The 23,381-nt window shown below is 54.7% G+C and carries 23 protein-coding genes; 12 read left to right on the top strand and 11 right to left on the bottom strand.

Annotated elements, in window-relative coordinates; translation table 11 throughout:
• The first annotated feature begins 15 nt into the window (after positions 1 to 15).
• From OVA10_RS11225 to OVA10_RS11205, 4 genes are all read left to right on the top strand, one after another.
• The gene (locus OVA10_RS11225) at positions 16 to 300 is read left to right on the top strand and encodes an excisionase (RefSeq protein WP_326493393.1); all 285 of its coding nucleotides are present in this window, start codon (positions 16 to 18) and stop codon (positions 298 to 300) included.
• Positions 278 to 1,357, top strand: a complete 1,080-nt coding sequence (locus OVA10_RS11220) for a tyrosine-type recombinase/integrase (RefSeq protein WP_268195929.1) — start codon at positions 278 to 280, stop codon at positions 1,355 to 1,357. The genes OVA10_RS11225 and OVA10_RS11220 overlap by 23 nt, the downstream gene beginning before the upstream one ends.
• 271 nt (positions 1,358 to 1,628) lie before the next feature.
• Positions 1,629 to 2,201, top strand: a complete 573-nt coding sequence (locus OVA10_RS11210) for an antA/AntB antirepressor family protein (RefSeq protein WP_268196883.1) — start codon at positions 1,629 to 1,631, stop codon at positions 2,199 to 2,201.
• A 517-nt stretch (positions 2,202 to 2,718) separates the two neighbouring features.
• Positions 2,719 to 3,018 (top strand): hypothetical protein, encoded by a 300-nt coding sequence (locus OVA10_RS11205; protein ID WP_268195928.1) that lies wholly within the window; start codon positions 2,719 to 2,721, stop codon positions 3,016 to 3,018.
• 462 nt (positions 3,019 to 3,480) lie between these two features.
• Here OVA10_RS11205 and OVA10_RS11200 read toward each other — a convergent pair whose 3' ends face one another.
• Genes OVA10_RS11200 through yobA form a run of 3 tightly spaced genes read right to left on the bottom strand, consistent with a single transcriptional unit; the run spans position 3,481 to position 5,083 of the window.
• Positions 3,481 to 3,819, bottom strand: a complete 339-nt coding sequence (locus tag OVA10_RS11200) for a YebY family protein (protein WP_100779798.1) — start codon at positions 3,817 to 3,819, stop codon at positions 3,481 to 3,483.
• A 15-nt stretch (positions 3,820 to 3,834) separates the two neighbouring features.
• The gene (gene copD / locus OVA10_RS11195) at positions 3,835 to 4,707 is read right to left on the bottom strand and encodes a copper homeostasis membrane protein CopD (RefSeq protein WP_268195927.1); all 873 of its coding nucleotides are present in this window, start codon (positions 4,705 to 4,707) and stop codon (positions 3,835 to 3,837) included.
• Position 4,708: 1 nt separating this feature from the next.
• Positions 4,709 to 5,083, bottom strand: coding sequence for a CopC domain-containing protein YobA (yobA, locus tag OVA10_RS11190; protein WP_100779796.1), 375 nt, complete (start codon positions 5,081 to 5,083; stop codon positions 4,709 to 4,711).
• Positions 5,084 to 5,220: 137 nt separating this feature from the next.
• Between yobA and OVA10_RS11185 the strand changes: the two genes are divergently transcribed.
• The 3 genes from OVA10_RS11185 to exoX all read left to right on the top strand — a co-directional run bounded on the left by OVA10_RS11185 (position 5,221) and on the right by exoX (position 6,905).
• Positions 5,221 to 5,451: a DNA polymerase III subunit theta gene (locus OVA10_RS11185; protein ID WP_100779795.1), complete on the top strand. Its 231-nt coding sequence runs from the start codon at positions 5,221 to 5,223 to the stop codon at positions 5,449 to 5,451.
• Between the two features lie 110 nt (positions 5,452 to 5,561).
• Positions 5,562 to 6,218, top strand: coding sequence for a carbon-nitrogen hydrolase family protein (locus OVA10_RS11180; RefSeq protein ID WP_268195926.1), 657 nt, complete (start codon positions 5,562 to 5,564; stop codon positions 6,216 to 6,218).
• 24 nt (positions 6,219 to 6,242) lie between these two features.
• Positions 6,243 to 6,905 (top strand): exodeoxyribonuclease X, encoded by a 663-nt coding sequence (gene exoX, locus OVA10_RS11175; RefSeq protein WP_194513913.1) that lies wholly within the window; start codon positions 6,243 to 6,245, stop codon positions 6,903 to 6,905.
• Here the strand turns inward: exoX and ptrB are convergent.
• Both ptrB and OVA10_RS11165 read right to left on the bottom strand, forming a co-directional pair.
• Positions 6,902 to 8,965, bottom strand: a complete 2,064-nt coding sequence (gene ptrB / locus OVA10_RS11170; RefSeq protein ID WP_268195925.1) for an oligopeptidase B — start codon at positions 8,963 to 8,965, stop codon at positions 6,902 to 6,904. The two genes, exoX and ptrB, sit on opposite strands and share 4 nt — an antisense overlap.
• Before the next feature lie 87 nt (positions 8,966 to 9,052).
• Positions 9,053 to 9,703 carry a tellurite resistance TerB family protein gene (locus OVA10_RS11165; protein ID WP_102103977.1) on the bottom strand — a complete coding sequence of 217 codons (651 nt, stop codon included), beginning with the start codon at positions 9,701 to 9,703 and terminating at the stop codon, positions 9,053 to 9,055.
• Between the two features lie 177 nt (positions 9,704 to 9,880).
• Here OVA10_RS11165 and purT point away from each other — a divergent pair, with 177 nt between their 5' ends.
• Positions 9,881 to 11,059, top strand: coding sequence for a formate-dependent phosphoribosylglycinamide formyltransferase (gene purT, locus OVA10_RS11160; RefSeq protein WP_268196882.1), 1,179 nt, complete (start codon positions 9,881 to 9,883; stop codon positions 11,057 to 11,059).
• 79 nt (positions 11,060 to 11,138) lie between these two features.
• Here purT and kdgA read toward each other — a convergent pair whose 3' ends face one another.
• The 3 genes from kdgA to zwf form a co-directional block, all read right to left on the bottom strand.
• Positions 11,139 to 11,777 carry a bifunctional 4-hydroxy-2-oxoglutarate aldolase/2-dehydro-3-deoxy-phosphogluconate aldolase gene (gene kdgA, locus OVA10_RS11155; protein WP_102103979.1) on the bottom strand — a complete coding sequence of 213 codons (639 nt, stop codon included), beginning with the start codon at positions 11,775 to 11,777 and terminating at the stop codon, positions 11,139 to 11,141.
• 39 nt (positions 11,778 to 11,816) lie between these two features.
• Positions 11,817 to 13,628 carry a phosphogluconate dehydratase gene (gene edd, locus OVA10_RS11150; RefSeq protein WP_100779788.1) on the bottom strand — a complete coding sequence of 604 codons (1,812 nt, stop codon included), beginning with the start codon at positions 13,626 to 13,628 and terminating at the stop codon, positions 11,817 to 11,819.
• 233 nt (positions 13,629 to 13,861) lie between these two features.
• Entirely contained in the window at positions 13,862 to 15,337 is a 1,476-nt protein-coding gene (zwf, locus tag OVA10_RS11145) for a glucose-6-phosphate dehydrogenase (protein ID WP_100779787.1), read from the bottom strand.
• Positions 15,338 to 15,695: 358 nt separating this feature from the next.
• Between zwf and OVA10_RS11140 the strand changes: the two genes are divergently transcribed.
• Positions 15,696 to 16,565 (top strand): MurR/RpiR family transcriptional regulator, encoded by an 870-nt coding sequence (locus OVA10_RS11140; RefSeq protein ID WP_100779786.1) that lies wholly within the window; start codon positions 15,696 to 15,698, stop codon positions 16,563 to 16,565.
• A 105-nt stretch (positions 16,566 to 16,670) separates the two neighbouring features.
• Positions 16,671 to 18,113 (top strand): pyruvate kinase, encoded by a 1,443-nt coding sequence (pyk, locus tag OVA10_RS11135; RefSeq protein ID WP_100779785.1) that lies wholly within the window; start codon positions 16,671 to 16,673, stop codon positions 18,111 to 18,113.
• Positions 18,114 to 18,327: 214 nt separating this feature from the next.
• On the opposite strand, the gene lpxM is transcribed toward pyk, so the two are convergent.
• The 3 genes from lpxM to znuA form a co-directional block, all read right to left on the bottom strand.
• The gene (gene lpxM, locus OVA10_RS11130) at positions 18,328 to 19,299 is read right to left on the bottom strand and encodes a lauroyl-Kdo(2)-lipid IV(A) myristoyltransferase (RefSeq protein ID WP_268195924.1); all 972 of its coding nucleotides are present in this window, start codon (positions 19,297 to 19,299) and stop codon (positions 18,328 to 18,330) included.
• 118 nt (positions 19,300 to 19,417) lie between these two features.
• Positions 19,418 to 20,737, bottom strand: coding sequence for a murein DD-endopeptidase MepM (gene mepM / locus OVA10_RS11125; RefSeq protein WP_100779783.1), 1,320 nt, complete (start codon positions 20,735 to 20,737; stop codon positions 19,418 to 19,420).
• A gap of 15 nt (positions 20,738 to 20,752) precedes the next feature.
• Positions 20,753 to 21,697 (bottom strand): zinc ABC transporter substrate-binding protein ZnuA, encoded by a 945-nt coding sequence (gene znuA, locus OVA10_RS11120; protein WP_268195923.1) that lies wholly within the window; start codon positions 21,695 to 21,697, stop codon positions 20,753 to 20,755.
• Between the two features lie 77 nt (positions 21,698 to 21,774).
• Between znuA and znuC the strand changes: the two genes are divergently transcribed.
• Entirely contained in the window at positions 21,775 to 22,530 is a 756-nt protein-coding gene (gene znuC / locus OVA10_RS11115) for a zinc ABC transporter ATP-binding protein ZnuC (RefSeq protein WP_100779781.1), read from the top strand.
• Complete coding sequence (gene znuB / locus OVA10_RS11110; protein WP_268195922.1) at positions 22,527 to 23,312, top strand: zinc ABC transporter permease subunit ZnuB; 786 nt, start codon at positions 22,527 to 22,529, stop codon at positions 23,310 to 23,312. The genes znuC and znuB overlap by 4 nt, the downstream gene beginning before the upstream one ends.
• Positions 23,313 to 23,381 lie beyond the last annotated feature (69 nt).

Below are 23,381 nucleotides of genomic sequence, written 5' to 3'. Positions count from 1 at the left end.
GCTGCATTTCGTATTATGCAGCTGGTTATTGAGGTGAGTGTGAAACTGATGTCTCTCGAAAGTTGGGCGAAGGCGCGATACGAGGATCCGCCTCCGATTGGAACGTTGAGAAAATGGGCGCGGAACGGAAACATTTACCCGGCGCCGGAAAAGGAAGGCACGCAGTACAGAGTCAGGCCGGATGCCGTCTATATCAGGCCCAACAAATGCTGCAAAACCCTGAACACCAACCAGGGAAGATTCCCGTTAAAGGGACGGTTGATAGAGAGGATTAGAGATGGCGAGGCCGGAAAAATATGATGCAAATCTGCCAAAAAATCTGACCTACCGTAAGGCCAGGAAAACTTATGCCTGGCGCAATCCTCTCGATGGAAAAGAGATCCCGCTTGGAAAAATATCGCGCAGGGAAGCGATTTCCCAGGCAATTGAAGCCAACCACTACATCGAAAAAAATTACACCCCGATCGCCCTGCTCGAGCAGCTGAAAGGCACCAACGAATACACCATGGCTAACTGGCTGGATCGGTATGAGGTCATCCTTCAGCGCCGTAAGCTGGCGGCCAATACCTACAAAGTGCGCGCCGGGCAGCTGGCGACGATCGGCGAGCACTTCGGCCTACTGGTGCTGGCGAACATCACCACCCGTGACGTAGCCGAGTTCCTGGAGCGCTGGACGGCGTGCGGCAAAACCACAATGGCGGGCACCATGCGATCGGTGCTGTCTGATGTATTCCGCGAGGCGGTAGTTGAGGGACGCGTTGATGCGAACCCGGTAACGCCGACCCGCGCACCAAAAATAGAGGTGCTGCGTGAACGCCTGGAGTACGAATCATTTTTAGCGGTTCGCGCGGGTGCCGAGCGTATGCCGGCATGGTTTGGTCTGGCGATGGATCTGGCACTCGTCACCGGCCAGCGCCGCGAAGACGTTGCCCGCATGCGCTTCACCGACATTAAAGACGATAGACTGTACATCGAGCAGCAGAAAACTGGCGCATGCCTGGCGCTCCCGTTGTCACTAACGCTGAAACAGGCTGGCCTGCGTCTGGGTACGGTCATTGATCGCTGCAAGCTGGTCAGCCGCTGCGATTTTCTGATCAGCCCTGGAAGCAGAAAAAATAGCGAAGATGGCAGCATTAACCTGGACAGCCTGACGAAAGGCTTTGTGAAGGCGAGAAATTTTTCAGGCGTGATTTTTACCGACAACCCACCCTCTTTTCATGAGATCAGGAGCCTGGCAGGAAGGATGTACGAGAAGGATTTTGGGAAGGAGTTTGCGCAGAGACTGCTGGGACATAAGTCGGAAAAAATGACAGAGAAGTATCTGGACAGCAGAAAAAAAGAATACGTGATGATTTGACAGAAATCGACGTCCGGGATTATAGTCCGCGCACGGCCGCAAAATCGGTCGTCGGGATTAGCCTCCCGGATAATCACCGCGACAACCACACGCCGCGAGCGTGTTTTTTATTGTCGTTTGCATTGCCACATCTTCGCATTATGGTGGGCTGTGTGGGGGCGGAGCAATCCGCGCCGGTAGGTGATCCGGTAAGGCTAACCCCGCACAGTTCACCACCTCTCGATTAGCCTCGACGGTGGTGATTACACTGATATCACCAAGAGGTGTCATGATGACTACTCAACTTATTCCTGTCTTCGACGGTTCCATCTCTAACGAAAAAATACTCCTTTGCGATGCGCGTGAACTACATCTTTTTCTGGGTGTGCGAAAAGATTTTTCCTCATGGATTCGGGAAAGAATTGCTGATTATGGTTTTATCGAAAACGAGGATTTTATTTTGCTCACCCATTTTGGTGAGCAAAGAAAAGGGCGTGGCGGACACAACCGAAAAGATTACCACCTGACAATCGATACAGCCAAAGAGCTATCCATGGTCGAACGCAACGAAAGGGGTCGGCAGATCCGCCGTTACTTTATCGAGTGCGAAAAGCAGGTGCGCCAGCAGTTCACTACATCAGCAGTACCAACCTACCCACCCTTCTGCGACGACTACCCCAATCGCGCCGAGATAATTTACTACCAGGATTTCAAACCGATCTTTAGCAGGGCGCTTTCTAGTCGTGACATTGTGATCACGCCGGAGGGAATGATGGAGTGGCTGGAGATGCGCGGACTGGTATTCTTCACACGGGATGAGCTAAAAAACATGACCGTTCAGCAGCTGCTGGCTGTCGCCAGATAAAAATACAAAAAACCCCAGGTTGGTGGCCTGGGGTTTTTGTGGTTGGGGAATCGCAGGTAGCATGGATTGCTGCAGCCGAACCCGATATGACACTACTAAGTTAACTCAATGCTTTCAGGTTTTCAAGAAACTGTTAGCCTTCCCTAACTTACTAAAGTAAAATCCGCGCGTCTTATCGTTGCAGCGCGAATGGTCTCTTGCGGAAAGATTTTCCCCGTTGAAACGGGTGGTGCCGTCAAAGCTTAGGCCTGGAGTGCAGCCGAATTCGATATGACAATCAACCCGCCGGATTCGGGGAAATGTAAAAGCTAATCTGGCAGGCTGCAATCCTCACGTGAGGAATGGCGGATGATTGAGATCCTCTCCATCTTTAAGATGGTGATCGAGATTGTTGCTGCAATTTTGCAGTTGATTGAGCTGATCAAATAACAGTTCAAAACGTACCTAAGGCGCGCTCAGTTTACCGACTGGGCGCGCCTTTAACATTTCATATTTGGTAGTGAAGAGAATCAAAGGAATGAAGAAATTGTTTGCAGCAAAAGCTTTACTCACCCAAAACTCAAGCCCACTCGATTCATTAAGTTTATTTAATGCGATGCATTTGGCTGGTTTATTAGAAGAAAAGGAATATGTATCCTCCACTGGAAGTGGGGAAATCAAACGTTATCACTCTCTTACAGAAGATGGATTGAAGTTTGGTATGAACAAGTCATCCCCTTACAGTGAGAAAACTGAATTAGTATTTTACCCAGCCACTTTTAAGGCGTTGCTGGTACTTGCTTCAGAGGAAATCTTGACTCATTCAGAAAGTCTATAACATCCACCCTGGCAAGCAAAAATGCGCCCCGCGTTGGTAATTCAAGCATCTTTTACGACATGGAATCTATCAACCCGCTTTCGAAATTTAATGGTGTAAATGAATTGTGAATGTTAAAAACGGTGTGGTATAACGAGAAATACCGAATATTGAAGTTCGGACAATTTTCGGACATTTTCGGACATAGCGCCGTAAGTAACTGAAATAGAAGACAGATAAAAAGAGACCGAATACGATTCCTGTATTCGGTCCAGGGAAATGGCTCTTGGGAGAGAGCCGTGCGCTAAAAGTTGGCATTAATGCAGGCTCAAGTCGCCTGACACTTTAAGAATAGATGACGACGCCAGGTTTTCCAGTCCGCAGCAAAAGTGGCCGGAAAATTTCACGTTCGAGCATCCTGAAACGAAAAAACCGCAGTACTTCCTGTAAGAAGACTGCGGTTTTTTTATTGGAAAGCAGAGACTAGCAGAGCGTCTCAGCTCGCTCGATAAAGGGTGCAAGACTCATCTTCTGACTCGGGTTTTGCGGGTCGTCAATCTGGATGATACTGATAGGCTGACCGTTGCTTTTGCCGCTGGCGACCTGCTTCTCGGCGACGTCATTCAGCGGATACTGCACCAGCGTGCTCGGGTTGATGGCATACAGCGCATGGCCCGGACGGCAGGTCAGCATCACCTCTTCACGGTTAAAGGCCCATTTGTCTTTACCCACCTCGAAGCGACTCACGGTAATCACCTGCGGGGCGGCAAATGCGGAACCGGCGCACGCCAGCAATACGAGAGAAAGGACTGTTTTTTTCATACGTTTTAAACCTTGTCAGAAAGGCTCCCAGGTCGCGAAAAGACTGACGATTGCCAGCACCAGCGCGCCCAGAACCACCTCAGCCTGTGTCATCCAGATAAAGAATTGTTGTTCGCGCCCCGATTCAGGACGAAATCGTGGCACCAGAAAATACCGATTCAGCAGCGCAATTACCACCATCATCGCCACCAGCGCACATTTCAACAACAGCAGTTGCCCGTATTCCGTGCGCCACGGCCAGTTCAGCCCGATGATCAGCAGCATATTGATGACCCCGGACAGGATCACGCCCGCCACGGCATAATGTCCCACGCGGGAAAAACGCATCATGGTATAGATAGCCGGAACGCGCCAGCGCCCTTTCGCCAGCCGCATACAAAAGACGAGTGGCAGCAACGCGCCCACCCAGGTGGCAGCGCTGAGCAGATGGACTGCGTGGTTCAGGCGCTGCACGATCCCCGCAACTCCATCACGCATCGCCGCATGGCCGACTCCCGCCAGCAAAATAAACTGGCCGATAGCAAGCAACAGCAGCAGACGCGCGCTTTTCGCAGGTGCGATCCACGCCGCGCAAGCGGTCAGGACCGCAAAGACGATTTGCCACAGCCAGACGCCGCCAAAGCGGGTGCTGGCCACTGCGTGCCAGATCTGCGGCTGGATAACATCACCCCAGCCGTCGCCCATCAGCCCGCCCTGCACAGCCAGCATCAGCAGCGCCGTCGACAAACTCACCAGCGCCGCGATCTTTTGCTGCCTCTGAAAGCGGCGCGTCATCAGCCGTTGCAGGGAAAAGGGAGCCAGCCACGCGCTGTAAAACGCATTGCCAAAAATCAGCATCAGCGCCGCAAAATGGACAAAGCGCAGGGCGACGTAACTGAACGCCAGCATGTTATTTCACGCTAAAGTGATAGCTGCCTTTGGTTTTGTGGCCGTCGACCGAGACCACATGCCAGTCCACGGAATAGGTCCCCGGCGTTAATGCCTGTTCGAGGGGAACAATCAGCTGGGTATTGTCATTCTCTGCGCGCTTCACGACACCGGTTTTAACGATCTGCTGTTTATCGCCGGTGATCGACACGCCGCTGAATTTCGGTTCGATGCCTTCCGAGAAATTGAGCGTCAACGCCTGCGGCGCAGCCGTCACCGCCGCATCGGCGGCCGGGTACTGATGTTTCAGGTGGGCATGAGCCAGTGCAGCAGGAGCCGTTGCGACGGAAAGCAGAAATGCCAGAGCGCAAGCCGCGCGGGATGCGGTGAATACCATATCAATCATTCCTTTTGGTTATGTCTATATGACAGAGGATAACGCTGTATAATATCGGAGTCGAGGATGATCCTGCGCGGGCTTGTCAACGCAGGGTAACCGCGGTAACGTTGGCGCCGCATAAACAGGAGAAGGCAATGAACATTAATCTGGCTACCCTCCCCCAGGATGAGATGGACAAAGTGAATGTCGATCTCGCCGCTGCGGGCGTGGCATTTAAAGAGCGCTATAACATGCCGGTGATCGCCGAAGTGGTTGAGCGCGAACAGCCCCCTCATCTGCGCGACTGGTTTCGCGAGCGCTTGATCGCCCATCGCCTGAAATCCGTGACCCTGTCGCGTTTGCCGTACGAACCTAAAGTTAAGTAAACCCGGCGCGTCGTTACATTTCCTTACATGGATTATGGCAGGATAAGAAAACCCTGAAGTATTCAGGTGTATTATCAATAACCCTGCGACTAGTGTATAAGGAAGTCACGATGTCCCAATGGAATATTGCCGCCGCGCAGTATGCCTCCCGGCATAACTGCATCGATGCCCACGTGCAGCATCATCTTCGCTTTATCGACGCTGCTGCCCGCCAGCAGTGCAATCTGCTGGTTTTCCCTGAGCTTTCACTGACCGGCCCAGCCACAGATAACACCACCTTACCCGAACCGCCCAGCGAGCTGGCCCTGCAGCCGATAGCTGACGCCGCGCACGCCCTGGCAATCACGGTGATTGCAGGTATTACCCTTGAGACCGACGGCGCGCGTAAGAAAGGTCTGGCGCTCTTTTGCCCTAATCAACGCCAGCCCATGCGTTACCCGCAGGGCAGCGGCGCGTGCCTGATCCCCGGCGATCCGCAGCTGACGATTGTTGAGGGGAAAACGGAGCTGCTGAATATCGATCCGCTGGCTGCGCTGTATACTTGCAGCCAGGCGGTAGGCGAAACGCGCTGGCGAGACGCTATCAACCGCCTGCAACGCTTTGCGCATAAATATGCGATCACGGTACTGATGGCGAATTCAGACGGGCACAGCGCGCTGTGGGATTCGAGCGGCCAGCTCATTGTTCGCGCGGATCGGGGCGAGCTGTTATTAACCGGAACATGGGGTAAGCAGGGTTGGCAAGGTGATATCATTCCATTACGCTAACGTTTTTACGGCCAGGAGTGAGCCATGCTGCGTGTAATCGACACCGAAACCTGTGACCTTCAGGGCGGGATTGTAGAGGTGGCGTCTGTTGACGTTATTGACGGACAGATCGTCAACCCCATGAGCCATCTGGTTCGGCCTGACCGCCCTATCAGCGCGCAGGCGATGGCTATCCACCGCATCACAGAATCGATGGTGGCCGACAAACCCTGGATTGAGGATGTCATCCCGAACTATTTCGGCAGCCAATGGTACGTGGCACATAACGCCAGTTTCGACCGGCGCGTGCTGCCGGAGATGCCAGGCGAGTGGATTTGCACCATGAAACTGGCGCGTCGGGCGTGGCCGGGGATTAAATACAGCAATATGGCGCTGTATAAATCCCGTAAGCTCAGTGTGAAAACGCCGGAAGGGTTGCACCACCACCGTGCCCTGTATGACTGCTATATCACGGCGGCGTTGCTCATTGATATCATGAATACTACCGGCTGGACGCCGGATGATATGGCGACCATTACCGGCCGTCCGGCGCTGCTGACCACGTTTACCTTTGGTAAATACCGCGGCAAACCGGTGTCCGAAGTGGCTGAGCGCGATCCGGGCTATCTGCGCTGGTTATACAATAACCTTGACCGCATGAGCCCGGAGTTGCGTCTTACACTTCGTCACTACCTCGACAATGCTTAATCTGTCGCAACATGGCCTGGCAGCGTCTCCTGCGCCAGGCCAATCAGAAAGGCATATTCCAGCGCCACCCCTTCATAAGATTTAAATCGCCCCGATTTCCCGCCGTGGCCGGAATCCATATCCGTACACAGCAGCAGCAGATTATCGTCCGTTTTCAGCTCCCGCAGTTTTGCCACCCATTTTGCCGGCTCCCAGTACTGCACCTGCGAATCGTGCAGGCCCGTCGTCACCAGCATGTGCGGATAGGCTTTCTCTTCGACGTTGTCGTAGGGGCTGTATTCCTTCATGTAGCGGTAATAGGTTTCGTCCTGCGGATTACCCCACTCTTCAAATTCACCGGTGGTTAACGGAATGGATTCGTCGAGCATGGTCGTGACGACGTCGACAAACGGTACCTGCGCGACGATGCCTTTAAACAGCTCGGGACGCTGATTAATAACCGCCCCCATCAGCATGCCGCCTGCGCTGCCGCCCATGCCAAAGCACAGGTGCGGATCGCCGTAACCCTGCGCAATCAGCCCGTCGCACACGTCGAGATAGTCGTTAAAGGTATTTTTCTTCTTCAGGAATTTCCCCTCTTCGTACCAGTGCTGCCCCAGCTCGCCGCCGCCGCGCACATGGGCAATGGCGAAGATAAATCCCCTGTCGAGCAGGCTCAGCCTGCTGCTGCTGAAATCTGCGTCCATGCTGGCGCCGTACGAGCCGTAGCCGTACACCAGCAGCGGATTTTTACTCTTGTGGAAATGATCTTTGTGATACACCAGCGACACCGGGACTTCCACGCCGTCGCGCGCAGTGATCCACAGGTGTTCGCTGCGATAGCAGCTGGCATCGAAACCGGCCACTTCAGCCTGTTTCAGCACGCGCCGCTGCCCGGTATTCATATCGAGTTCAAACAGCGTATCGGGAGTGGTCATCGACGAATAGCCGTAGCGCAGCCGCGACGACTCCGGCTCCGGGTTGTAGCCAATCCAGGTGACATACGCCGGATCGTCAAAGGCGATCCCCACCACTTCGCGGGTTTTGCGGTTGATCTGGCGAATACTGGTCAGCCCGCGCTGGCGCTCTTCCACCACCAGCCAGTCGGTAAACAGGGTGAAACCTTCGAGCATCACCTGCTCGCGCGCCGGGATCAGCACTTCCCATTTGCGTTCATCGCGTACTTTGGTTTTATACAGGCCAAAGTTTTTGCCCTCGCGGTTAGAGCGCAGGTAGAAGGTGTGCTGGAAATGGTCGAGGCTGTACTCGTGATCTTTGCGGCGCGGCAGGAAACAGAGCGGCTGCGCGTCGGGCAGTTCGGCGTCCAGCAGCAAGACTTCGGTGGTCGTCGCACTGGCCAGGGAGATAATCACATAGTGGCGCGATGTGGTTTTATGCAGGCTGACGTAAAAGGTTTCGTCTTTTTCCTCGTACACCAGCTCATCGTTGCCTGAAGATGTGCCCACCGTGTGCCGCCAGACCTGATAAGGCAGCAGCGTTGAGGCGTGCTTTTTAACGTAATAGACAGTTTCGGAGTCGTTCGCCCAGACGAAATCAGACGAGACGTTATCCAGCATTTCCGGATACCAGTTTCCGCTTTCCAGATTACGAAACCGCAGACCGTACTGGCGGCGTGACAGATAATCTTCCGCCAGCGCCATAATGGTGTTATCAGGTGAAATGCCCAGCCCACCGAGCGTATAGAACTCGCTGTGCGCCGCGCGCTGATTGGCATCGAGCAGCGTCTCCCACTCATCCCATTCGGCGCTCAGCACCGACTGACGCTGGTAAATCGCATACTCACTGCCCGGCTCGTAGAGATGGCGATAGCGGTAGCCGTTCTTGGTCCAAGGGGCGGAAATATCGCGCTGCGGCACGCGCGCCACCATTTCACCGAGCAGGCTGTCCTGAAGCGTCTGCTGTGAAGACATCACCTTTCGGCCGTAGTCATTTTCCTGATGCAGGTAATCAAGCACTTGCGGCTGCGAGCGATCGTCGTCCCGCAGCCAGTAGTAATTATCGATGCGCGTATCACCATGGGTGGTAATCGCTTTGGGAATGCGTCGGGCTTTTGGCAGCATGTCAGTTTTTCTTTTTGGTTTTACACCCTATAAGGGTGGCAAAACACACGCACGATGCAAGCGAAACGTGACAACCGCCAAATATTACTAGCCCGGTAAGGCCTGTTTTTGCTGCTTAATATCCTGCTCAATCCCGTCGCGTACGTCCTGCGGAATTTTCAGCGCGTCGCCGAGCGCGTTCAGATAGCTGCGCTCCATAAAATGATCAATATCGATAGCCGCACAGCTCAGAAAATAGAGCTCCAGCGCCTCTTCCTCGTTTTTCACGCTCTGCGCCAGACGCATCGGGTCGAGCGGTTGTTCAATCGCCTGCGCCACCAGCGCCCGTCCCTGCGCCTCAACGCCCGCTTCCCGCATCTGCTGTTCGATGGCGGCGCGTTCATTATCGTCGATATGACCGTCACTTTTGGCGGCAAACACCAGCGCCAGGATCAGCCGTTCAGTGCGCACATCCAGCGACGAGGCCTGTTGACCAAACTGCGGCTCGTCCTGATGGGCAGTGCGTACTCTGTCTTTGTACTTGTTCCACAAAACCGTTCCGGCGATTGCCCCGCCGCCCGCCAGCAGTGCGCCAGTGCCGTATTTCGCCAGCAGTTTGCGGGAGGATTTATTGGCGACCAGCAGACCCGCCAGCCCGCCGAGCGCCCCTGGCACCAGCAGCTTGCTCAGTCCTTGCTCACTGGACGACGACGCTTTCTGACCTAACATGGACTGCAGTTGATTTAACCAGCCTGACATAATATTCCTCACTCTACGGTTCGTTATGGTTACAGCCTATGCGAGGCGATGTCAGGAAATGTCTGCCCGCACTAAAGAAGCGCAAATTTCCCCCTGCGCTCAGGACATCTGCGCCTGGTGGAAGACAGACGCAAACGTTTTCGTTTATACTGCGCGCAACTTTTTTAGGGGGATATGATGACTCTTTTAGGAACTGCTTTGCGTCCATCCGCGACGCGCGTCATGCTGTTGGGTTCTGGCGAGCTGGGAAAAGAAGTGGCCATTGAGTGCCAGCGTCTCGGCATTGAAGTGATTGCCGTCGATCGTTATGCGGATGCACCGGCGATGCACGTCGCGCACCGCGCGCATGTCATCAATATGCTCGATGGCGACGCACTTCGCGCGCTGATTGCACAGGAAAAACCTGACTTTGTGGTCCCGGAAATCGAAGCGATTGCCACCGACACGCTTATTGCCCTTGAGCAGGAAGGTCAGCGTGTGGTGCCTTGTGCCCGCGCAGCCAAACTGACCATGAACCGCGAAGGCATTCGTCGCCTGGCAGCCGAAGAGCTGGCGCTACCGACTTCCAGCTATCGTTTTGCCGATGGAAAAGCGGATTTCCTGCAAGCCGTCGAACAAATTGGCTACCCGTGCATCATTAAGCCGGTGATGAGCTCCTCCGGTAAAGGCCAGAGCTTTATCCGCGACGAAACCACGCTTGATAAGGCGTGGGATTATGCCCAACAGGGTGGCCGCGCGGGCGCCGGGCGCGTCATCGTCGAGGGCGTCGTGAAGTTTGATTTCGAAATCACCCTGCTGACAGTCAGCGCCGTTGACGGTGTTCACTTCTGCGATCCCATTGGCCATCGTCAGGAAGACGGCGATTACCGTGAATCCTGGCAGCCGCAGCAGATGAGCGCGCTGGCGCTGGAGCGCGCGCAGGAGATTGCCCGCAAAGTGGTGCTGGCGCTGGGCGGTTACGGTCTGTTTGGCGTGGAACTGTTCGTCTGCGGCGATAAGGTGATTTTCAGCGAAGTCTCTCCGCGTCCTCACGACACCGGAATGGTGACGCTGATATCCCAGGATCTCTCGGAGTTCGCCCTGCACGTTCGCGCGTTTCTGGGGCTGCCGGTGGGCGGAATTCGTCAGTATGGCCCGGCGGCCTCTGCGGTGATCTTGCCCCGGCTGACCAGCCAGAATGTCACGTTTGGTAATGTGGAGGCCGCCGTCGGCGCGGGTCTGCAGCTGCGTCTGTTTGGTAAACCCGAAATCGACGGAACTCGTCGCCTGGGCGTGGCGTTAGCCACCGGCGATAGCGTGGAAGCAGCGGTTGAGCGGGCGATCAATGCGGCGCAAGCCGTGAGTGTGAAAGCATAAAAAAAAGCCGGGCAACGCGTGTTTGCCCGGCCAGTATTTTCGGTTTTGTCGGGCGGGTTGACACCCGCCACTGCAAAAATTACTTCGCGCCTTCCACAGCTTCGCGCGCCAGCTTAGTAATGCGATCCCAGTCGCCCGCTTCCAGCGCATCGGCCGGAACCAGCCACGAACCACCGATACACAGCACGCTTTTCAGTGCCAGGTAGTCACGGTAGTTCGCCGGAGAGATGCCGCCAGTCGGGCAGAAACGCACCTGAGAGAACGGACCTGCAATCGCCTGCAGAGCTTTGGTGCCGCCGTTAGCTTCAGCCGGGAAGAATTTGAACTCTTTCAGGCCGTAATCCATACCCAGCATCAGTTCAGACACGGTGCTGATACCCGGGATTAACGGAATGGTGCCTTCGGTTGCCGCTTTCAGCAGTGGCTCAGTCAGGCCTGGGCTGATTGCAAACTGCGCGCCTGCTTCGGTCACTTCCGCCAGTTGCTGCGGGTTGAGCACTGTACCGGCACCGATAATCGCTTCCGGCACTTCTTTTGCGATAGCGCGGATCGCGTCCATCGCGCAGGCAGTACGCAGCGTCACTTCCAGAACACGAACACCACCTGCAACCAGCGCTTTCGCCATTGGTACAGCGTGCTCCAGTTTGTTCACCACGATAACCGGCACTACCGGGCCAGTTGTCAGGATTGCTTCTGCACTTGTTTTCCAGTTTTTCATCAGTGTTTTTCTCTCGCCAGATCGATAATTCTTGTCGTCTTAAAACGTAATACAGGTTGCGCCCTGCTCAGCACCGGAGAGTTTCTCGCGCAGTGCACTGAACATTTCGCGCCCTGTTCCCACACGCGACGCGCTCAGGTCAGGAATATGCGGCTTACGGGCTTCCAGTTCGGCTTCATCCACCAGCAGGGTCAGCTCGCCTGTCTGGCCATTGACGCGGATGATATCGCCATCGCGTACTTTCGCCAGTAACCCACCGTCATAGGCTTCGGGGGTGACGTGAATCGCTGATGGCACTTTACCTGATGCGCCAGAGAGTCGTCCATCGGTGACTAACGCAATTTTGAAACAGCGGTCCAATAATACACCAAGTGGTGGCATAAGTTTATGTAATTCTGGCATGCCGTTCGCTTTTGGTCCCTGATGACGAACCACGACGACGCAGTCTTTGTCCAGCAGGCCGGCCTCGAACGCGGGCAGCACGTCGTGCTGGCTTTCAAAAATCACCGCAGGGGCTTCTACAATCTGGTTTTCAACAGGCACAGCGGAGGTTTTCATCACCGCGCGACCCAGGTTGCCGCTCAGCACTTTGGTGCCGCCGTGGTGTGAGAATGGTTTCGCAAACGTGGCGATAACCTGTGCGTCGAGAGAACTCTGCGCGCCTTCGCGCCAGTCGAGCTGGCCGTCGTTCAGCCATGGCTCCAGGGTGTAACGCTGCAGGCCAAAACCGGCTACGGTGTTGACGTCTTCGTGCAGCAGGCCGCCTTTCAGCAGCTCGCGGATAAGCACGGGCACACCGCCCGCCGCCTGGAAGTGGTTGATATCCGCCGGGCCGTTCGGATAGAGACGCGCCATCAGCGGCACAATTTCAGACAGCTCAGAGAAATCATCCCAGTTAATCAGAATACCGGCCGCGCGTGCCATCGCCACCAGGTGCATGGTGTGGTTAGTTGAGCCGCCGGTTGCCAGCAGGGCGACAATCCCGTTTACCACCACTTTTTCATCCACCATTTTGCCGAGCGGCATCCACTCGTTGCCGTTGCCGGTCAAACGCGTGACCTGACGCGCAGCGGCTTCGGTCAGCGCCTGGCGCAGCGGAGCATCTGGCTGTACGAAAGAGGAACCCGGAAGCTGCATGCCCATGAATTCCACCACCATCTGGTTGGTGTTGGCGGTGCCGTAGAACGTACAGGTTCCCGCGGCGTGGTACGACGCGGCTTCGGCTTCCAGCAGGGCAATACGATCCACTTTGCCTTCGGCATACAGCTGGCGGATACGGACTTTTTCTTTATTTGGCAGACCGCTCGCCATTGGGCCTGATGGCACAAAAATCGCAGGCAGATGACCAAAGGAGAGCGCAGCCATCGCCAGGCCCGGGACAATTTTGTCACACACGCCGAGGTACAGGGCGCCGTCAAACATGTTATGGGACAGGCCTACGGCCGCAGACATGGCGATCACTTCGCGGCTCAGCAGAGAGAGTTCCATTCCATCCTGGCCCTGGGTTACGCCGTCGCACATGGCGGGCACGCCACCCGCCACCTGCCCGACCGCGTTAGCGCTGTGCAGCGCTTTGCGAATAATTTCCGGGTAGTGTTCGTACGGCTGGTGTGCGGAGAGCATGTCGTTGTAGGAGGTGATGATCGCAATATTGTTACGCAGCATGCTTTTCAGCGAGGCTTTATCGTCCGGCTGGCAGGCGGCGAAACCGTGGGCCAGGTTACCGCAGGCGAGCTGCGAACGATGTACCGTGTCGGTCTTCGCCTGCTGGATGCGGGCGAGGTAGGCAGAACGTGTCTCTTTTGAGCGCTCAACAATGCGTTGTGTTACGCGTAACAATACAGGATTCATAAAAGCTCCTCTAATTTATCTGTCCAGGCTCGGGAGTTAACAAGATGAATCGCTTGTATTAACAAGGCTGAAACGCTTGCAGTCCGTAGCTCGGGGGCAAAATCGCTTCAGCCAGTGTAATAAAAAAAGCTCCACGGGTGAATCCACGTGGAGCTTAAATGATTAAAAATTGTGCCACAATCTGTGTTAGATCATGTTACCGGTAAAATAACCCGTTTGGATTAGCTGCCGGTTTACTCGAACTCGTTCCAGGAACGGCCGTCGCGGGTGATCATCGCCACGGACGCAACCGGTCCCCAGGTACCTGCCTGATACGGTTTTGGCGCATCCTGATCGGCAGCCCAGGCTTCAGTAATGGAGTCGACCCACTTCCAGGCTTCTTCCACTTCGTCGCGGCGCACGAACAGCGCCTGAATCCCACGCATGGTTTCCAGCAGCAGACGCTCGTAAGCATCGGCCAGATGCGTTTCGTTGAAGGTTTCGGAGTAGCTCAGATCCAGTTTGGTGGTTTGCAGGTTGTGCTTGTGATCCAGGCCCGGCACTTTATTCAGCACCTGAATATCCACGCCCTCATCAGGCTGCAGACGGATCGTCAACTTGTTCTGCGGCAGCTCCTGCCAGGACTCTTTAAACAGGTTCAGCTCCGGGTTCTTGAAATAGACCACAACTTCAGAGCATTTGGTCGGCAGACGTTTACCGGTGCGCAGATAGAACGGCACTCCCGCCCAGCGCCAGTTGTCGATATCGACACGGATCGCCACGAAAGTCTCGGTATTGCTGGACTTGTTCGCGCCCTCTTCTTCCAGATAGCCAGGGACTTTTTTGCCCTGCGCGAAACCGGAGGTGTACTGACCGCGGACGGTTTTCTCACGCACATTCGAGCGATCGATACGGCGCAGAGATTTCAGCACTTTCACTTTCTCGTCGCGAATGTTATCCGCTGAGAGGTCAGACGGCGGAGACATGGCGATCATGCAGAGAATTTGCAGCAGGTGGTTCTGGATCATGTCGCGCATCTGACCGGCCTGGTCAAAGTAACCCCAGCGGCCTTCGATGCCCACTTCCTCGGCCACGGTAATTTCCACGTGATCAATGGTGCGGTTGTCCCAGTTGTTGGCAAACAGGGAGTTCGCAAAACGCAGCGCCAGCAGGTTCAGTACCGTCTCTTTACCGAGATAGTGGTCGATACGGTAGACCTGGCACTCTTCGAAGTATTCGCCCACCTGGTCGTTGATTTCGCGAGAGGTCGCAAGCGAGGTGCCCAGCGGCTTTTCCATCACTACGCGCGCCGGTTTGGCGTTGAGTTTGGCTTCGCCAAGGCCCTTACAGATGGCGCCGAAGGTGCTTGGCGGCATCGCGAAATAGTTAATGGTCACACGGTTTTTCTGGTCCAGCATCTCGCCGAGACGACCAAACGCAGAGGTGTCGTTAACATCCAGGTTGCAGAAATCAAGACGACCGCTCAGCGCATCCCACAAACTTTCATCAATTTTCTCTTTCATGAATGTTTCGAGCGCTTCACGCACCACTTTGGTGTAGCCGTCTTTATCCCAGTCAGCGCGGCCCACACCCAGGATGCGAGTGTCCGGGTGGATCTGGCCTGCTTTTTCCAGTTGATACAGGGAAGGCAGCAATTTACGGCGTGCAAGATCGCCTTTCGCGCCGAAAATGACCAGGTCACATGCCTGGGCTGTTTGCGTTACCGCCATGTCATTCTCCTCAGTTGGATATCCTGGTGCTTTTGCCAGAATATCGTTGTAATTTTATTACAATGCACTGTACTGCTTTTACGTCATTCCCGAAACCATTAGCGCTTAACGTCGCGTGCGATAACGCGATTTTTCGATGATTGCACGCTTCAGTGACAGCAATGACCACAAATTCGTAGATTCTTTGTGCCGCCGGGCCGTCGCCAAAACCCGACCGCGATCAAGTAATGAAAAAAAACAACAACATTTGCTGTTGTTCATTACCCTTTGACCAGGTCAGAGGGGTATATTCTTCCTAATTCGAATCACGATTTCATCAATTTATGAAATCGCTTCCACCCATGAGTGTCTTGTCATCATGAACATGCTGGAAAAAATCCAGTTTCAACTGGAACACCTTAGCAAATCCGAGCGTAAAGTGGCTGAAGTAATTCTCGCCTCGCCCACTCAGGCCATCCATTCCAGCATCGCCGCTCTGGCGCAGGAGTCGGGGGTCAGTGAACCTACCGTCAACCGGTTCTGTCGCAGTCTTGAGACGCGCGGTTTTCCCGATTTTAAACTACATCTGGCCCAGAGTCTGGCAAACGGCACGCCCTATGTAAATCGTAATGTCGATGAAGACGACAGCGTAGAGGCCTATACCGGCAAAATTTTTGAATCGGCAATGGCGACGCTCGACCATGTGCGTCAATCGCTGGATAAAGCATCACTCAATCGCGCCGTCGATTTGCTCACCCAGGCGAAAAAAATCGCCTTCTTCGGGCTGGGCTCTTCCGCTGCGGTTGCCCATGATGCGATGAACAAATTTTTCCGCTTCAATGTCCCGGTCATCTACTCTGATGACATAGTGCTGCAACGCATGAGCTGTATGAATTGTAACGAAGATGACGTGGTAGTGCTGATCTCTCACACAGGTCGGACCAAAAGTCTGGTGGAACTGGCACAGCTGGCGCGTGAAAACGATGCCATGGTGATTGCGATCACCACCGCTGGCACGCCGCTGGCGCGAGAATCAACGCTCGCTATTACGCTGGATGTGCCGGAAGATACCGACATGTATATGCCGATGGTGTCGCGGCTTGCGCAATTAACCGTCATCGACGTGCTGGCCACGGGTTTTACGCTGCGTCGTGGCGCGAAATTCAGAGATAACTTGAAGCGTGTCAAAGAAGCGCTCAAGGAATCGCGTTTTGATAAAGAATTGCTCATTAAGGGCGATGTACCCTAAATGTTGTTATAAGGTTGTTACTTTTTTCGGTATTCGGTAATTTCTACACAGCACCGAATCTATGTTCACGCAACACCAAAGTTGTTTCAGTCAACGGAGTATTACATGTCCAGAAGGCTTCGCAGAACCAAGATCGTTACCACCTTAGGTCCGGCAACTGACCGCGATAATAACCTCGAGAAAATTATCGCCGCGGGCGCCAACGTGGTACGCATGAACTTCTCTCACGGGACGCCAGAAGATCACAAATTACGTGCAGACAAGGTCCGTGAGATCGCGGCAAAACTGGGACGTCACGTGGCTATCCTCGGCGACCTGCAGGGTCCTAAGATCCGCGTCTCGACGTTTAAAGAAGGCAAAGTTTTCCTTAACATCGGTGATAAATTCCTCCTCGACGCCAACCTGGGTAAAGGCGAAGGCGATAAAGAGCGTGTGGGTATTGACTATAAAGGTCTGCCTGCTGACGTGGTAACGGGCGATATCCTGTTACTTGATGATGGTCGCGTGCAGCTGAAAGTGCTTGAAGTTCAGGGCATGAAAGTGTTCACCGAAGTGACCGTTGGCGGCCCGCTCTCCAACAATAAAGGCATCAATAAACTTGGCGGTGGCCTCTCCGCTGAAGCCCTGACCGAAAAAGACAAAGCTGACATCATCACTGCCGCGCAGATTGGCGTCGACTATCTGGCTGTCTCCTTCCCGCGCTGCGGCGAAGACCTGAACTACGCTCGCCGTCTGGCGCGCGATGCAGGCTGTGACGCGAGCATTGTCGCGAAAGTTGAGCGTGCAGAGGCCGTCTGCAGCCAGGAAGCGATGGACGATGTGATTCTCGCGTCTGATGTGGTAATGGTTGCCCGTGGCGATCTGGGCGTTGAAATCGGTGACCCGGAACTGGTCGGCATCCAGAAAGCGCTGATCCGTCGTGCACGTCAACTGAACCGCTCCGTGATTACCGCGACCCAGATGATGGAGTCGATGATCACCAACCCAATGCCAACCCGTGCGGAAGTGATGGACGTGGCAAACGCCGTGCTGGACGGTACCGATGCGGTAATGCTCTCTGCTGAAACGGCAGCGGGCCAATATCCTGCTGAAACCGTCGCGGCGATGGCGCGCGTGTGTCTGGGCGCTGAGAAGATCCCAAGCATTAACGTCTCTAAACATCGTCTGGACATTCAGTTCGATAACGTGGAAGAAGCGATTTCCATGTCTGCCATGTATGCGGCGAACCACCTGAAAGGTGTCACCGCGATCATCACCATGACCGAATCTGGCCGCACCGCGCTGATGACATCCCGTATCAGTTCCGGCCTGCCAATCTTCGCGATGTCGCGTCATGAGCGCACTCTGAACCTGACAGCCCTGTACCGTGGCGTGACGCCGGTGTACTTCGACAGCACCAACGACGGCGTTGCAGCCGCCAACGATGCCGTCAATCTGCTGCGCGATAAAGGCTATCTGGTCTCTGGTGACATCGTGATCGTCACCCAGGGCGATGTGATGAGCACCATCGGCTCAACGAACACCACGCGTGTGATGACTGTCGAGTAACTGCATTCACGCCATACTGTCGGGGGATTCGCTCCCGACAGTTTTTTCCTCTTCTTGCTCTGCCTGTTTTTCTCTCTTTTGATTAAAGCTAAAACCTACCCTTACGGCCAATGGTGAGAATGGAAAACCCAGAGCTACTCACTGACGTAACAACGCGTACAGAAAGACTCCTCCTGTACGCGTAAACCGAACGTTATCTGATGGGTAGCAAAAATTATCTCTTCGGGAACAACTCTTTTCGCTTATACGGCTCTTTCTCGCCGGGCTTGCGGGTTTTGAGCAGTTTCAGAATCCAGGTGTACTGCTCGGCGTGCGGTCCGACGAGGATTTCGACCTCTTCGTTCATGCGGCGCGCGATGGTGTGATCGTCGGCGTCCAGCAGATCGTCCATTGGTGGACGTACTTCGATGGTCAGACGATGGGTTTTGCCATCGTAAATCGGAAACAGCGGAACGACGCGGGCGCGGCAGACTTTCATCAGGCGGCCAATCGCAGGTAGCGTCGCTTTGTAAGTCGCAAAGAAATCCACGAATTCACTGTGCTCGGCACCGTGGTCCTGATCCGGCAGGTAATAGCCCCAGTAGCCTTCGCGAACTGACTTAATAAAAGGTTTGATACCGTCGTTACGCGCATGCAGACGGCCACCAAAACGGCGGCGGACGGTGTTCCAGACGTAGTCGAAGATTTTATTGCCCTGATTATGGAACATGGCCGCCATCTTCTGGCCTTGCGACGCCATCAGCATCGCCGGAATATCTACGCCCCAGCCGTGCGGCACGAGAAAAATGACTTTCTCGTTGTTGCGACGCATCTCATCGATAATCTCCAGCCCTTTCCAGTCCACGCGATTTTTGACCTTCTCTGGCCCGCGCAGCGCCAGCTCGCCCATCATCGCCATTGCCTGGGGTGCGGTGGTAAACATAGCGTCGATAATCGCTTCACGTTCCGCGTCGCTTTTTTCCGGAAAACAGTAGAACAGATTGATCTGCGCACGGCGGCGCGCACTTTTGCCGAGTCGCCCGGCAATCAGGCCAATTTTACCGAGGACCGGATCGCGAAAAGATGCCGGAAGCAGCGCAAGGCCCGCAAATGCGTAGACACCCAGCCAGGCGCCCCAGTTACGCGGATGGCGAAAAGATTTCTCAAACTCGGGAATGTATTCACTGTTGTTTTTTTGGGTTTCCATGCGGGTTCCAGGGTCTGGTGAAGCAAAAAATAATCTTGAGATAGTGTAGCGAGGCAGAGTGTATCGCACAAAAGAAAAAGCCGGCGCATCTCTGCACCGGCTTTTAGATGACAAAAATCTAGTCGAAGCGCAGTTGCGGCATGACCTCTTTGACCTGGGCCAGATAATCGGTGCGATCTTTGCCGGTCAGACCTTCGGTACGCGGCAGTTTCGCCGTCAACGGGTTCACCGCCTGCTGGTTAATCCACACTTCGTAGTGCAGATGCGGGCCGGTGGAACGCCCGGTGTTGCCAGAAAGTGCAATGCGATCGCCACGCTTCACTTTCTGCCCCGGCTGAACCAGCAGCTTACGCAGGTGCATGTAGCGGGTGGTATAGGTGCGACCGTGACGAACGGCAACGTAATACCCTGCCGCGCCGCTGCGTTTTGCAATGACCACTTCACCGTCACCGACAGAGAGCACTGGCGTGCCCTGCGGCATCGCAAAGTCAACGCCACGGTGCGGCGCGACACGGCCAGTGACCGGGTTCAGACGACGCGGGTTAAAGTTGGATGAAACGCGGAACTGTTTCGCCGTCGGGAAGCGCAGGAAGCCTTTCGCCAGGCCCGTACCGTTGCGGTCGTAGAACTTGCCGTCTTCCGCGCGGATGGCGTAGTAATCTTTGCCTTCGGAGCGCAAACGCACGCCCATCAGTTGGCTTTGCTCACGCTTGCCGTCCAGCATTTCGCGGGACATCAGGATCGAGAATTCGTCGCCTTTTTTCAGTTTGCGGAAGTCCATCTGCCACTGCATGGCTTTGATGACTGAGCTGATTTCGCCGCTGGTCAAACCCGCGTCGCGCGCGCTGGCGACAAAGCTGGCGCCAACCTTGCCTTTCAGCACATTGTTAACCCAGTCGCCCTGCTGCATTTCGCTGGTCATCTTGAAACCGTTTTCGGTACGATCGTAGGTACGGGTTTCGCGACGGGAGACTTCCCAGGTCAGACGTTGCAAATCGCCATCGTTGGTAAGCGTCCAGGACAGCTGTTGACCAATCTTGAGGTTACGAAGCTCTTTGTCTGATGCGGCGAGCTGGCTGATATCGCCCATCTCAATACCGTACTGATTGAGCACGCTGCTCAGCGTATCGCCCGTGGAGACAACGTATTCGTGAATACCCGCCTCATTGGCGGTTTTGTCATCCAGCTCATCCTGAGGAATCGCTTCGTCTTCCTGAGCGGCCTGATCGATAGGTTCGCTGGCATCGGGCAGCAAGGAGCGGATTTCACTCTTTTCCAGTTCGATGGTTTTAATGATGGGGGCTGAATGTGGGTGATACACATAGGGCCGCCAGACGGCGACCGCTAAGGTAAGAACTGTAAGGGACCCCAGCATAACGCGGTGGGGTCGAGGCAGATTATTAAATGCCAGGGCGACAGAGCGGGCTATCTGTTGCACGTGTTCACTTCCTCGTTAATCTCCTTTCAGGCAGCTCGAATACTGGTTCGCCAATTGGCTGAGGAACTGCGAATAACTCGCCTTGCTCAACTGAATATTGGTTCCAAGCGGGTCCAGGGTTCCCATGCGCACGGACGTTCCCCTGGCCACGGCTTCAACGACCGCTGGCCTGAACTGTGGCTCAGCAAAAACGCATGTTGCTTTTTGCTCAACCAACTGTGTTCTGATTTCATGTAAACGCTGCGCACCAGGTTGAATTTCCGGGTTGACGGTGAAATGACCCAGCGGGGTCAGCCCGTAGTGTTTTTCATAGTAGCCATAGGCATCATGAAAAACGAAATACCCTTTACCTTTCAACGGTGCCAGCTCGTTACCTACCTGCTTATCGGTTGCGGCTAATTGTGCCTCAAAATCCTTCAGGTTGGCGTCTAGTTTGGCTCGACTTTGCGGCATAAGTTCCACTAATTTGTCATGGATTGCAACCGCTGAGAGCCGCGCTATCTCTGGCGAGAGCCAAAGATGCATGTTGTACTCGCCATGATGGTGATGGTCGTCACCTTTTTCGCTATTGGGATGGTCATGGTCACTTTCGTGCTCGTCGTCGTCAGCCCCTTTCATGAGCAGCGGTTTCACGCCTGCCAGTTCGGCAATGGTGACCTGTTTTTGCGGCGGAACTTTACTCGCGGATTTTTGCATGAACGCTTCCATTTCTGGACCAATCCAGACCACTAAGTCCGCGTTCTGTAAGCGTTTTACATCAGATGGGCGCAACGAATAGTCGTGCTCAGATGCCCCGTCAGGCAGTAAAACCTGGGTTTCTGTGACACCATCGGCGATGGCCGAAGCGATGAATCCCAGTGGTTTAAGCGAAGCGACAACGGCGGCGTTAACATCTTGTGCTGCTGAACCCCAAAGGCCAGCGGATAATGCTGCGAAAAGAAGCGTATTTTTATGTAACATAATGCAACTTATGATCGTAATGAATGCGTGGAATGTGATATTATAACATTCGTTGACTTCTGCAAGCTTAAATTGACATGACGAATTTAGTTTCTCTTGAAAATATCTCGGTATCTTTTGGTCAGCGCCGCGTCCTCTCTGACGTATCGCTGGTCCTCAAACCCGGCAAAATTTTAACGTTGCTCGGCCCAAACGGCGCGGGCAAATCGACGCTGGTTCGGGTGGTTCTCGGGCTGGTAGCACCTGATGCAGGCGTCATCAAGCGCGACGACAAGTTAAGAATCGGCTACGTCCCGCAAAAAATACATCTTGACGCCACGCTGCCCTTAACGGTAGGCCGTTTCCTGCGACTGCGTCCAGGCACGCGTAAAGACGATATCCTCCCCGCTCTGAAACGCGTTCAGGCAGGCCATCTGGTCGAAGCCCCTATGCAGAAACTTTCTGGGGGTGAAACCCAGCGCGTTCTACTGGCACGCGCGTTGTTGAGTAAGCCACAGCTGCTGGTTCTCGATGAGCCGACTCAGGGCGTGGATGTGAACGGCCAGGTCGCCCTGTACGATCTCATCGATCAGCTGCGTCGTGAGCTGGACTGCGCCGTTCTGATGGTCTCGCATGACCTGCATCTGGTGATGGCGAAAACCGACGAAGTGCTGTGTCTGAATCACCATATCTGCTGCTCCGGCACGCCTGAAGTGGTGTCGATGCATCCGGAATTTATCTCTATGTTCGGCTCTCGTGGAGCAGAACAGCTGGGCATTTATCGCCATAACCATAATCATCGCCATGATTTACAGGGACGAATTGTCCTGCGTCGGGGAAATGGACACTCATGATTGAACTGTTATTACCCGGCTGGTTTGCCGGGGTTATGCTTGCCTGCGCCGCGGGTCCGCTGGGCTCTTTTGTCGTCTGGCGAAGAATGTCCTATTTTGGCGATACGCTGGCGCACGCCTCCTTACTGGGCGTGGCCTTTGGCTTATTGCTCGACGTTAACCCGTTTTACGCAGTGATTGCCGTGACGCTGCTGCTTGCATCCGGTCTGGTTTGGCTTGAAAAGCGCCCTCACCTCGCGGTAGATACGTTGCTCGGGATTATGGCGCACAGCGCGCTGTCGCTTGGCCTGGTGGTGGTGAGCCTGATGTCGAACATTCGCGTCGATTTGATGGCGTATCTGTTTGGCGATTTACTGGCGGTGACGCCGGAAGACCTGATCTCAATCGCCATTGGCGTGGTGATCGTTCTCGGAATTTTGCTGTGGCAGTGGCGCAATCTGCTGGCGATGACCGTCAGTGCCGATTTGGCCTTTGTCGATGGCGTTAAATTACAGCGCGTGAAGCTGCTGTTGATGCTGGTGACCGCGTTGACGATTGGGGTGGCGATGAAGTTTGTGGGTGCGCTGATTATCACCTCACTGCTGATTATCCCGGCCGCTACTGCACGCCGTTTTGCCCGTACGCCTGAACAGATGGCGGGTGTGGCAGTAGTTGTCGGTATTATCGCCGTTACCGGCGGACTCACCTTCTCGGCGTTTTACGACACGCCTGCCGGCCCGTCGGTGGTGCTGTGTGCGGCGCTGATGTTTATCTTCAGTATGATGAAGAAACCAGCCAGCTGAACATTCCCCCCCGGTGGCGCGCTGCGCTTACCGGGGAAACACCTGAGTCGTTGTAGGCCGGATCACGCC

The organism is Lelliottia sp. SL45, from assembly GCF_026672535.1.
GTDB classification, from domain to species: Bacteria; Pseudomonadota; Gammaproteobacteria; order Enterobacterales; family Enterobacteriaceae; genus Enterobacter; species Enterobacter nimipressuralis.
Note: the sequence above shows the minus strand (reverse complement) of the source record. Positions and strands in the feature narration are given on the sequence as shown.

Coding starts and splice junctions, on each gene's coding strand:
- OVA10_RS11225 (WP_326493393.1), top strand. CDS start 16: ATGCAGCTGGTTATTGAGGTGAGTGTGAAACTGATGTCTCTCGAAAGT.
- OVA10_RS11220 (WP_268195929.1), top strand. CDS start 278: ATGGCGAGGCCGGAAAAATATGATGCAAATCTGCCAAAAAATCTGACC.
- OVA10_RS11210 (WP_268196883.1), top strand. CDS start 1,629: ATGACTACTCAACTTATTCCTGTCTTCGACGGTTCCATCTCTAACGAA.
- OVA10_RS11205 (WP_268195928.1), top strand. CDS start 2,719: ATGAAGAAATTGTTTGCAGCAAAAGCTTTACTCACCCAAAACTCAAGC.
- OVA10_RS11200 (WP_100779798.1), bottom strand. CDS start 3,819: ATGAAAAAAACAGTCCTTTCTCTCGTATTGCTGGCGTGCGCCGGTTCC.
- copD (WP_268195927.1), bottom strand. CDS start 4,707: ATGCTGGCGTTCAGTTACGTCGCCCTGCGCTTTGTCCATTTTGCGGCG.
- yobA (WP_100779796.1), bottom strand. CDS start 5,083: ATGGTATTCACCGCATCCCGCGCGGCTTGCGCTCTGGCATTTCTGCTT.
- OVA10_RS11185 (WP_100779795.1), top strand. CDS start 5,221: ATGAACATTAATCTGGCTACCCTCCCCCAGGATGAGATGGACAAAGTG.
- OVA10_RS11180 (WP_268195926.1), top strand. CDS start 5,562: ATGTCCCAATGGAATATTGCCGCCGCGCAGTATGCCTCCCGGCATAAC.
- exoX (WP_194513913.1), top strand. CDS start 6,243: ATGCTGCGTGTAATCGACACCGAAACCTGTGACCTTCAGGGCGGGATT.
- ptrB (WP_268195925.1), bottom strand. CDS start 8,965: ATGCTGCCAAAAGCCCGACGCATTCCCAAAGCGATTACCACCCATGGT.
- OVA10_RS11165 (WP_102103977.1), bottom strand. CDS start 9,703: ATGTCAGGCTGGTTAAATCAACTGCAGTCCATGTTAGGTCAGAAAGCG.
- purT (WP_268196882.1), top strand. CDS start 9,881: ATGACTCTTTTAGGAACTGCTTTGCGTCCATCCGCGACGCGCGTCATG.
- kdgA (WP_102103979.1), bottom strand. CDS start 11,777: ATGAAAAACTGGAAAACAAGTGCAGAAGCAATCCTGACAACTGGCCCG.
- edd (WP_100779788.1), bottom strand. CDS start 13,628: ATGAATCCTGTATTGTTACGCGTAACACAACGCATTGTTGAGCGCTCA.
- zwf (WP_100779787.1), bottom strand. CDS start 15,337: ATGGCGGTAACGCAAACAGCCCAGGCATGTGACCTGGTCATTTTCGGC.
- OVA10_RS11140 (WP_100779786.1), top strand. CDS start 15,696: ATGAACATGCTGGAAAAAATCCAGTTTCAACTGGAACACCTTAGCAAA.
- pyk (WP_100779785.1), top strand. CDS start 16,671: ATGTCCAGAAGGCTTCGCAGAACCAAGATCGTTACCACCTTAGGTCCG.
- lpxM (WP_268195924.1), bottom strand. CDS start 19,299: ATGGAAACCCAAAAAAACAACAGTGAATACATTCCCGAGTTTGAGAAA.
- znuA (WP_268195923.1), bottom strand. CDS start 21,697: ATGTTACATAAAAATACGCTTCTTTTCGCAGCATTATCCGCTGGCCTT.
- znuC (WP_100779781.1), top strand. CDS start 21,775: ATGACGAATTTAGTTTCTCTTGAAAATATCTCGGTATCTTTTGGTCAG.
- znuB (WP_268195922.1), top strand. CDS start 22,527: ATGATTGAACTGTTATTACCCGGCTGGTTTGCCGGGGTTATGCTTGCC.